10 protein-coding genes and 1 pseudogene are annotated in these 10,065 nt (G+C 62.8%); all 11 read left to right on the top strand.

From position 1 onward, the window contains the following. The first annotated feature begins 10 nt into the window (after positions 1-10). Positions 11-1,750, top strand: a complete 1,740-nt coding sequence (gene fliF, locus AB4Z11_RS11890) for a flagellar basal-body MS-ring/collar protein FliF (RefSeq protein ID WP_442025465.1) — start codon at positions 11-13, stop codon at positions 1,748-1,750. Continuing rightward, positions 1,743-2,741 carry a flagellar motor switch protein FliG gene (fliG, locus tag AB4Z11_RS11895; RefSeq protein WP_442025457.1) on the top strand — a complete coding sequence of 333 codons (999 nt, stop codon included), beginning with the start codon at positions 1,743-1,745 and terminating at the stop codon, positions 2,739-2,741. The genes fliF and fliG overlap by 8 nt, the downstream gene beginning before the upstream one ends. After that, the gene (locus tag AB4Z11_RS11900; RefSeq protein WP_442025458.1) at positions 2,741-3,493 is read left to right on the top strand and encodes a flagellar assembly protein FliH; all 753 of its coding nucleotides are present in this window, start codon (positions 2,741-2,743) and stop codon (positions 3,491-3,493) included. Before fliG ends, AB4Z11_RS11900 begins: the two co-directional genes overlap by 1 nt. A 1-nt stretch (position 3,494) precedes the next feature. Continuing rightward, positions 3,495-4,901, top strand: a complete 1,407-nt coding sequence (gene fliI, locus AB4Z11_RS11905; protein ID WP_442025459.1) for a flagellar protein export ATPase FliI — start codon at positions 3,495-3,497, stop codon at positions 4,899-4,901. A 34-nt stretch (positions 4,902-4,935) separates the two neighbouring features. Further along, positions 4,936-5,376: a flagellar export protein FliJ gene (gene fliJ / locus AB4Z11_RS11910; protein ID WP_442025466.1), complete on the top strand. Its 441-nt coding sequence runs from the start codon at positions 4,936-4,938 to the stop codon at positions 5,374-5,376. 15 nt (positions 5,377-5,391) lie between these two features. Beyond that, positions 5,392-6,969 carry a flagellar hook-length control protein FliK gene (locus AB4Z11_RS11915; protein WP_442025460.1) on the top strand — a complete coding sequence of 526 codons (1,578 nt, stop codon included), beginning with the start codon at positions 5,392-5,394 and terminating at the stop codon, positions 6,967-6,969. 178 nt (positions 6,970-7,147) lie between these two features. Continuing rightward, complete coding sequence (gene fliL, locus AB4Z11_RS11920) at positions 7,148-7,663, top strand: flagellar basal body-associated protein FliL (protein WP_442025461.1); 516 nt, start codon at positions 7,148-7,150, stop codon at positions 7,661-7,663. Positions 7,664-7,678: 15 nt separating this feature from the next. After that, positions 7,679-8,662: a flagellar motor switch protein FliM gene (gene fliM / locus AB4Z11_RS11925; RefSeq protein WP_442025462.1), complete on the top strand. Its 984-nt coding sequence runs from the start codon at positions 7,679-7,681 to the stop codon at positions 8,660-8,662. An 18-nt stretch (positions 8,663-8,680) separates the two neighbouring features. Continuing rightward, positions 8,681-9,097: a flagellar motor switch protein FliN gene (gene fliN / locus AB4Z11_RS11930; RefSeq protein WP_442025463.1), complete on the top strand. Its 417-nt coding sequence runs from the start codon at positions 8,681-8,683 to the stop codon at positions 9,095-9,097. After that, positions 9,094-9,726 carry a flagellar biosynthetic protein FliO gene (gene fliO / locus AB4Z11_RS11935; protein ID WP_442025464.1) on the top strand — a complete coding sequence of 211 codons (633 nt, stop codon included), beginning with the start codon at positions 9,094-9,096 and terminating at the stop codon, positions 9,724-9,726. The genes fliN and fliO overlap by 4 nt, the downstream gene beginning before the upstream one ends. Beyond that, positions 9,716-10,065: pseudogene (gene fliP / locus AB4Z11_RS11940) on the top strand (flagellar type III secretion system pore protein FliP); the annotation flags it as partial. The gene fliO and the pseudogene fliP, both read left to right, overlap by 11 nt.

Consider the following 10,065-nt stretch of genomic DNA (forward strand, 5'->3'; position numbering starts at 1 on the left):
CAGATACCCCATGGCTGCAGCCGCCGAACAACTCGACATCGACGCACCAGACACCGCCGCCGAACAACCGGCCGGGCGTTTTGCCTTCTTCCAGACCCCGATGGGCCGCAACCTCATGCGTGGCGGCGCTGTGGCGGGCATTCTGGCGCTGGTTCTGATTCTGTGGCTGTGGAACAAGGAGCCGGACTACAAAGTCCTGTTCTCCAACTTCAGCGACCGCGACGGCGGCGCCATCACGGCCGCGCTGGACCAGATGCAGGTCAAGCACAAGTTTTCCGAAGGCGGCCAGGCCATCCTGGTGCCCGCCGAGCAGGTGCATGACGTGCGCCTGCGCCTCGCTGCACAGGGCCTGCCAAAGGGCGGCAATGTCGGCTTCGAGCTGATGGAAAACCAGAAGCTGGGCGTGTCCCAGTTCCTGGAACAGGTCAATTACCAGCGCGCCCTGGAAGGCGAACTGGCGCGTTCGATCGAATCGCTGTCCGCCGTGCAATCCGCACGCGTGCACCTGGCCCTGCCGAAGCCTTCCGTGTTCGTGCGCGAGCAGCAGAAACCGACCGCGTCCGTCATCCTGAACCTGCACCCGAACCGGGTGATCGATCCGGCCCAGGTCAGCGCCATCGTACACCTGGTGGCCTCTTCCGTGCCGGAACTGAGCCCGGCGAATGTGACCGTGGTGGACCAGCAAGGCAATCTGGTGTCCGACCTGAACAAGAACGGCAGCGCGGGCGCCAATGCCAAGAATCTGGACGCCAGCCAGCTCAAATACGTGCAGGAACTGCAGAAGCAGGTCATCAAGCAGGTGGAATCCATCGTCACGCCGATCGTTGGCGAAGGCAATGTACGCGCCGAGGCGGTCGCCGACGTGGACTTCTCGGCTGTCGAGCAGGCCGCCGAGTCCTACAAGCCGAATTCGCCGCCTGCCGCGTCCGCTATCCGCAGCCAGCAGAGCAGCGAAACCACGGGCAATCCGAACGCAAATCCGAATGGCGTGCCGGGCGCCCTGTCCAACCAGCCGCCGGGCACCGCCACTGCACCGCTGACTACCAATCCGCCAGGCACCGCGCCGGCGCCGGGTCAGCCGGGTACTGGTACGACGGCAGCCAATGCAGGCCCAAGCCATAAGGAATCGACCACCAATTACGAAGTCGACAAGACCGTGCGTTATGAACAGAAGGCCATCGCCGGTCTGAAACGCATGACAGTGGGCGTCGTAGTAAACTATCGCCGTATCGTCGGCAAGGATGGCAAGATCACCGTGCGCCCGCTGAGCGCTGATGAGATGGCCAAGATCAATAACCTGGTGAAAGAAGCCATGGGCTACAACCAGGATCGCGGCGACTCGGTCAGCGTGGCCAATGCGCCGTTCGATGGCGTGGACAAGGAAGCCCCGCCGCCGCTGGAATGGTGGCGTGACCCGGCCAACCTGCCGTTGGCCAAGGAGCTGGCGAAGTTCCTGATCACGGCCCTGATCCTGCTGTACATCCTGCTGCGTATCGTGCGCCCGATGATGCGTCCGGTCTTCAAGAAGATCGACGAAATCAATGCGCCGGAGCCGGAACCGGAAGAGGAAATCATCGAGGAACCGACGGGACCGACGCCGGAAGAAATGCTGGCACAGGAAATCGCGGAAATGGAAGAGAACACTGCGCGCACCTACCGCGACAACCTGGCGCTGGCCAAGAAACTCGCGATGGACGATCCGCGCATCGTCGCCAACGTCATCAAGGAATGGATAGGCAACAATGACTGATAACACCGGACTGCAAAAGGCCGCCATCCTGATGCTGGCCATGGGCGAAGGCGAAGCGGCCGAAGTGATGAAATTCCTCGGCCCGCGTGAAGTGCTGAAGCTGGGTGCCGCAATGGCGACCATGAAAAACGTGCCGCACGAGGTGGTGGTCAACACGCTGGACGACTTCCGCGACCAGTACGCGGCCGCCTCCACTGTGGGCCTGGATTCGGACGAGTACATCCGTCAGGTGCTGACCAAGGCGCTGGGCGACGACAAGGCTTCCGTGCTGCTGTCCCGCATCCTGGGTGGCAAGGACGCCTCCGGCATCGAGTCGCTGAAGTGGATGGATTCCAATTCAGTGGCCGAGCTGATTCGCAACGAACACCCGCAGATCATTGCCACCATCCTGGTGCACCTGGAACGCGACCAGGCTTGCGAAATTCTGGGCCATTTCACCGACCGTCTGCGCAACGACGTGGTGCTGCGTATCGCCACCCTGGACGGTGTGCAGCCGGCCGCACTGCGCGAACTGAACGACGTGCTGACCAAGCTCCTGTCCGGCAACGAGAACATCAAGAAATCCACGCTGGGCGGTATTCGTGCCGCGGCCGAGATTCTGAACTTCATGTCCGGCGAGCAGGAACAGAGCGTAATGGACAACATCAAGAACTACGACAACGATATGGCGCAGAAGATCATGGACGAGATGTTCGTGTTCGACAACCTGATCGATGTCGACGACCGCGGCATCCAGCTGCTGCTGCGCGAAGTGCAGTCCGAAATGCTGATCATCGCGCTGAAAGGCGCGTCGCAGGACTTGCGCGACAAGGTGTTCAAGAACATGTCGGCGCGTGCTGCCGAGATGATGCGCGAAGACCTCGAATCGAAAGGCCCTGTGCGCCTGTCTGAAGTGGAAACCCAGCAGAAACAGATCCTGCAAATCGTGCGCCGTCTGGCGGACGAAGGTCAGATCGTGCTGGGCGGTAAGGGCGAGGATAGCTTCATTTAATGGCAACAATCCCAAAAGAACAGCAGACAGCATTCCAGCGCTGGGAACTCAGATCCTTTGGCGACATGCGCCCGAGCGCCGTGGCTCAGCGCGAACGCGAAGAGGCAGCATCACGCGCCGCTGCCGAAGCCCAGGCGGCCGAAGAAGCGGCTGCGCGCGAGGCTGAGTACGCAGCATACGAAGAAGCCCCTCCCCCACCCGAATATCCAACCGAAGAAGAGCTCGCAGCAATCCGCGAAGAAGCGCGCCAGCAAGGCTATGAAGACGGCTATGCGGCCGGCCACGAAGCCGGTGCCGCGGAAGCGCTGGAAGCGGGCCGTGTCGCCACCGACCAGTTGCTCGATCCGCTGCGCACCCTGGCCGACAATTTCACCGAATCGCTGCGCAACGCCGACCAGCTGATTGCCAACGACGTCATGGAACTGGCCCTGCATCTGGCGAAAGGCATGCTGAAGAATGCGCTGCAGGTGAAGCCGGAGCTGATCCTGCCCATCGTGCGCGAAGCCATCGAATACCTGCCGGTGTTGCAGCAGCCTGCCCTGCTGATTCTGAATCCGGAAGATGCGCCGGTAGTGCGCGAAGGCATTGCCGAGGAACTGGATAAAGGCGGCTGGCGCGTGATCGAAGATCCCACCATTGCGCGCGGCGGTTGCAAGGTCGATACCGCCAGCAACCAGATCGACGCCACCGTACAGGCGCGCTGGCAGCGCATGACCCACGCGCTGGGCAAGGACCTGGATTGGATGGCCTGAGATGGGCGCTGCCGACCTCACTGCTCCACACGCCGGACGCTGGCGCGCTTATCTGAACGATTGCGCCACGCTGATCGATTTCGTCGAACCGATGCAGATCTCGGGCCGCGTCACGCGCGTGGCGGGCCTGGTGATGGAAGCGGTCGGCCTGCGCCTGGCTGTCGGCGCTGCCTGCACCGTACYCCTGCCGTCCGGCGGCCGTGTGGAAGCGGAAGTGGTCGGCTTCGAAGGCGACAAGTTATTCCTGATGCCGCAGAGCGATGTGGAAGGCATTATTCCCGGCACGCGCGTATTCCCGGTTGAACAGAGCGTACCGAAGCCAGGCTCCGTGACCCACCCGCGCCGCCGCCCCAGCGACCGTGCGCGCCACCTGCCGGTTGGCGAAGAGCTGCTGGGTCGCGTGGTCGATGGCGCCGGCCGTCCGCTGGATGGGCTGGGGCCTATTCAAACCACCGATTCGGCGCCGATCAATGTGCGTCCTGCCAATCCGCTGGGCCGCGCACCGATTGTGGAAACGCTGGACGTTGGCGTGCGCTGCATTAACGCCATGCTGACCGTGGGGCGTGGTCAGCGCATGGGCCTGTTCGCAGGTTCCGGTGTCGGCAAGTCGGTGCTGCTGGGCATGATGGCGCGCTACACGGAAGCCGACATTATCGTCGTTGGCCTGATCGGCGAACGGGGCCGTGAGGTGAAGGAATTCATCGAACAGATCCTGGGCGAGGAAGGCTTGCGCCGCTCGGTGGTGGTGGCCGCTCCGGCCGATACGCCGCCGCTGATGCGCATGCAGGGCGCCGCCTATTCCACCGCAATTGCGGAGCACTTCCGCGACAAGGGCATGAACGTGCTGCTGATCATGGACTCGCTGACCCGCTACGCCATGGCGCAGCGTGAGATTGCGCTGGCCATCGGCGAGCCGCCTGCAACCAAAGGCTATCCGCCATCGGTGTTCGCCAAGCTGCCGGTGCTGGTCGAGCGCGCCGGTAATGGCGAACTGGGCGGCGGTTCAATTACCGCCTTCTACACTGTGCTGACCGAGGGCGACGACCAGCAGGACCCGATCGCCGACTCCGCCCGCGCGATCCTGGACGGCCACATTGTGCTGAACCGCCGCCTGGCCGAAGCGGGCCACTATCCGGCCATCGATATCGAACAGTCAATCAGCCGCGCGATGCACTCGATCACCTCGCACAATCACCAGAATTCCGCACGCCGGCTGAAACAGTTGTTTTCCCGATATGAACGCAGCCGCGACCTGATTGCCGTGGGCGCTTACACGCCAGGCACCGACCCTGTGCTGGACCAGGCGATTAGCTTGCATGAAAAAATTGAGCATTTTCTGCAACAGCAAATCACTGAACGAGTAGACATGGGCGAGAGCTTGGGGCAATTATCCTCGTTATTCGACTGATTGACTGACTCTGCCGTGCCTATAATTGACCATCATGGCCTCGACACAGCAACTGGAAACCCTGATTGATCTGGCTCAGCGTGAGACCGACGACTGCGCAAAGCGGCTCGGCGCGGCGCTCAAGGCTGTCAGTGACGCAGAAGAGAAGCTGAATATGCTGATCGGCTACCGCGACGAATACGGTCGCCGCTTCGACGCATCCCAGCAGGCAGGCATCACCCCCATGGCTTATCGCAACTTCCAGGCTTTCATGGAAAAACTGGACAGCGCGATCAAGGGCCAAGAGGAGGTGGTCAAGCACAGCCAGGCGCGTGGCGAGCAGGAAAAGAGCAAGTGGCAGAATGCCGAGCGCAAGCGCATGTCGTTTTCGACTTTGCGCGAGCGGGCTGAAGCCCAGGCGCTCAAGGTGGAAGCCAAGCGCGACCAGAAAGCCATGGACGAGCACGCCTCTCGGCAGGCATTTTTCAAACGCTAAGTACGGCTAACCGCTATGCAGACTCAGACTGTTCAGAATTCCCCTCTCGGCAATAACGCATTGCCGACGACGCGCGCTGCATTCACTTCGGCGGATGAAGGCCAGCAATTCCAGCAGGCACTGTCGCGCGAGATGGCAAAACAGCCAGAGCCRGCCGCGCCGACGCCAGCGCCAACGCGCCAGGCCGCGCCTGCGCCAAAGCAGCAATCGAGCGCGCCTGCCCAGCAAGCCAAGCCCGCAGCGCAGCAACAGTCCAAACCAGCCGAGGCCGATAAGGCGCCAGCCAGCCAGGCGAATGAGCCGGCCAAGGCCGACGCGTCCGCACCGGCCGGCCAGAAATCCGATACGTCCGCGGACACCAGCGCCGAGGCCGCGCCTGCCGCCGATGACGCCAGCCAGGCCGCAGCTGCGACGGCCGATTCGACCGCTGCCCTGCTGGCCATGATGGGCTATGGCGCAACCGCGGCTCAGGCCGCGCCTACGACCAGCGCCGCCACCACCGACGCGGCCGCCGCCGGCACTGGCGTGAGCGGCGTTGCCGATGCCGCCTCGTCCGCCGCTGCAGCTGCGGCCGCCAGCGCTGCCGATGCCGCGGCTTTGGCAGCTGACGCCGCAGCCGATGCTGCCGCCRCCAAGGCCGTTGCCACGGCGCCAGCTGAYGCCGCCGCTGCCGCAGCAACCGAACAATCCGTTCAGACCGCCACACCGGCCGACTTCGCTGCCGCGCTGGCCAAAGCCGCTGCGGCCAAAGGCAGCAAGGCCGACGCCGCACCGGCTGATGCACCGGCTGCCGCCGCGCCAGCCATCAGCGATGCCGCCGATACGGCCGCCGCGCTCGCCGCCGCAACCCGTTCGGYAGTCAAGCCGGACGCTACCGCTTCCGCGGCCAAGCCAACGACCGACGCACTGCCGAGCGACAAGCCAGTCACCGAATCGAAATCCGACACCACCGCTCTGCAAACCCAGCAAGCCAAAGTGGAAGGCGCCGCCCCGCGCGCCGAGCTGAAGCCGCAAGAGCTGAAGGCCGAAGCCCAAGTCAAGCTTCCCGAACCGGCACCGCAGCCGGTCGCGGTCGCTGCGCCGATCGCCACCAATGCGGCCGCGTCTGCTCAGGCCGCGAACGCCGTCGCCAGCAACCAGCTGCAAGCCCGCGTGGGCAGCCAGGGCTGGGACCAGCAACTGGGCCAGAAAGTGGTCTGGATGGTGGCTGGCGGCGACCAGAGCGCTTCGCTGACCCTGAATCCGCCGGATCTGGGACCACTGCACGTGGTGCTGAACGTGTCCAACGACCAGGCCAGCGCCAGTTTTACGGCCGCCCAGCCTGAAGTCCGCCAGGCGATTGAAAACGCCATGCCGAAACTGCGCGAAATGATGAGCGAGGCCGGCATTCAGCTGGGCCAGACCAGTGTCTCGGCCGGCGATCCGGGGCAGCAGCAGGCATTTGCCGAAGCGTCAACATCCGGACGCGGTGGACGCGGCAATGGTGGCGGTGCCGGCCAGGGCGGCGGCAACGATAGCGGCGTCAGCAACGTCCAAGCCACCGCCACCCCGCGCCGCACCAGCGTCCTGGGCGCGGTCGACACTTTCGCCTGATCGAAGACGGCGGATCATCGATCCGCCATTGCCTGTTTCGCCACGGAAAGGGAGATTAGCGGCTTCTTAGCCCTTCTTTTCGGCGTATCTCACTCCTTCCACCTTCCCGATAATGACATAATGGCGTCATGATCCACTTCGATAGCATGCAAGGGCGAATTTGAAAGCGAATCCAAAAATGAAGGCTGAGGCGAAGCCAGAAGCAGCCCCGGTTGGCGGTGGCTCGAAAAAGAAACTCATCATTATCATTGTCGCTGTGCTCGTCCTGGTCCTGGCCGGCGGCGGTGGCGCGGCCTGGTTCATGCTGAAGGGCAGCGCCGACCATGCGGAAGAAGATGCGCCCAAAGCCAAGAAGACCAAGAAAGCCAAGAATTCCGGGCCGCCGGTGTACGTGCCGGTCGAGCCCTTCACCGTCAACCTGCAGCCGGAAAACGGCGAGCAGTATCTGCAGCTGACCTTCACCCTGCAAGTCGGTACGCTGGAAGAGGTGGAGCTGATCAAGACCAATATGCCGAAGGTGCGCAGCCGCATCCTGTTGCTGTTGTCGAGCAAGCATGCGTCCGAGATCAACACGCCAGAAGGCAAGCAGCAGCTGAGCCAGGAAATCATGCAGGCCGTGAAGCAGCCGTTTGAAGCCGGCGGCGCCGAGCAGGATGTGACCGAAGTGCTGTTCACGTCCTTTATCATTCAGTAAAGTCGTTCAAGCATCATGGCGGATAATTTTCTCTCACAGGAAGAAGTTGATGCCCTTCTGAAGGGCGTCAACGGCGATCAGGATGACGTCGCCGCGCCTGAAGAGGTGGCGGGCGTCCGGACATACAACCTGGCCACTCAGGAACGTATCGTCCGGGGCCGTATGCCGACCCTGGAAATTATCAATGAACGCTTTGCCCGTTTGCTGCGTGTCGGCCTGTTCAACTTCTTGCGCCGCAGCGCGGAAGTGTCGGTCGGTTCGGTACGCGTGTCGAAGTATTCCGAGTTCATCCGCAACCTGGTGGTGCCGACCAATCTGAACCTGGTGCACATGAAGCCGCTGCGCGGCACGGCCCTGATGGTGTTCGATCCGGGCCTGGTGTTCCTGCTGGTCGATAACCTGTTCGGTGGCGACGGCCGCTTCCACACCCGCGTGGAAGGCCGCGACTTTACCCAGACCGAGCAGCGCATCATTCTGCGCATCCTCGATATCGTGTTCGAGGCTTATACCAAATCCTGGGAGCCGGTGTACCCCGTCGAGTTCGAGTACATCCGTTCCGAAATGAATACGCAGTTCGCCAACATCGCCACGCCGAACGAGGTGGTGGTGGCCTCCACATTTACCGTTGAACTGGGTTCGGTGTCCGGCCAGATCCACTTCTGCATGCCGTATTCGATGATCGAGCCGATCCGCGATGCGCTGACCTCCTCGCTGCAAGGCGAGGCGCTGGAAGTGGACAAGCGCTGGATTCGCCTGATGACGCAGCAGATCCAGATCGCTGAAGTCGAGCTGGTGGCGCGCCTCGGCACGGCCAAGGTCAATTTCGATGAAATCCTGAACATGAAGGTCGGAGATGTCATTCCGATCACGATTCCGGAAACCATCGAAGCGACTGTGGACGGTGTGCCCGTGCTCGACTGCACTTATGGCGTCATGAACGGACAATACGCACTTTTAGTGGAGAAATTGCTGTCCAATGCCGATAACCTCGGCAAGTAAGGAATTTAGGAGAGAAACATGTCTGACAATCAAGACGATCAGAACCTGGACGACGATTGGGGTGCCGCGATCGCCGAGCAGGCCGCTGCCGAAGCTGCCGCGATGCAGAACCAGGCCGCCACTGCCGCCGTCTTCAAGGATTTTTCCAAGACTGCCAGCAAGACCGAAACGCATAACGATATCGATTTCATTCTCGACATCCCGGTCCAGCTGACGGTGGAACTGGGCCGCACCAAGATCGCCATCAAGAACCTGCTGCAACTGGCGCAGGGCTCGGTGGTGGAACTGGACGGCCTGGCTGGTGAACCTATGGACGTGCTGGTCAATGGCTGCCTGATTGCACAGGGCGAGGTGGTGGTGGTGAACGACAAGTTCGGTATCCGCCTGACGGACATCATCACGCCTTCCGAACGTATCCGAAAACTGAATAAATGAAGCAAGGTTTATTGTCTGTCACCCTGGTCGCGGCCCTCGTGGCCGCTGGCCCAGCACTGGCCCAGCAAGGCGCCAAAGCTCCCGATACCATTTCCACCAGCGCCAAGCCGGCTGCGACCTCCGCCGGTCCGGCCGATGCAGCGGCAGCCCAGGCCAGCGACGCTGTGCCGGCGGCCCCGGCTGCGCCCGCTGCGGCGGCCCCAGCCACACCCGAGCAGCAAGCGGCATTGGCCGGCGCGCGTCCGGCAGCCCAGGTTGGCTCGGCCCTGCCACCCGCGCCATCGGCGGTGGGCAGCCTGATGCAGACCATCTTCTCGCTGGCCCTGGTGATCGCCCTGCTGGTCGGTCTGGCCTGGCTGCTGAAGCGCTTCGGTCCAAAGACGGTCACCGGCGGCACCACGGTCAAGCTGGTGGGCGCGCTGAGCGTCGGTGCCCGCGAACGCATCCTGGTGGTTGAAGTAGGTGATCAATGGATCGTGGTGGGCGCCTCGCCCGGCCGCATGAACGCGCTGGCCACCATGCAGCGCCAGGAAATGAGCGAAGCCGATCTGGCCAGCGCCACGCCGCTGCCCGGCGCGAATTTCGCCGAGTGGTTCAAACAGACAATCGAAAAGCGCAATGGCAAATAAGCATCTGCAGGTTGCGCGCTGGCTGGGGACCTTCCTGGCCATGAGCATGCCGCTGATCGCGGCCGCCGAACCGACTATCCCCGCCTTCTCCAGCACGCCGGCACCGGGCGGCGGCGTCAGCTATGGCCTGACGCTGCAGACCCTGATCCTGATGACGGCGCTGACCTTCATCCCGGCCGCGCTGCTGATGATGACGGGCTTCACGCGCATCATCATCGTGCTGTCCCTGCTGCGCCAGGCACTGGGCACGCAGTCGGCGCCACCCAACCAGGTGGTGGTCGGTCTGGCATTGTTCCTTACCTTCTTCGTGATGGGTCCGGTGTTCGAGCGCATCTACAC

It is taken from the genome of Pseudoduganella sp. RAF53_2, from assembly GCF_052113985.1.
Taxonomy (GTDB): domain Bacteria; phylum Pseudomonadota; class Gammaproteobacteria; order Burkholderiales; family Burkholderiaceae_D; genus Rugamonas.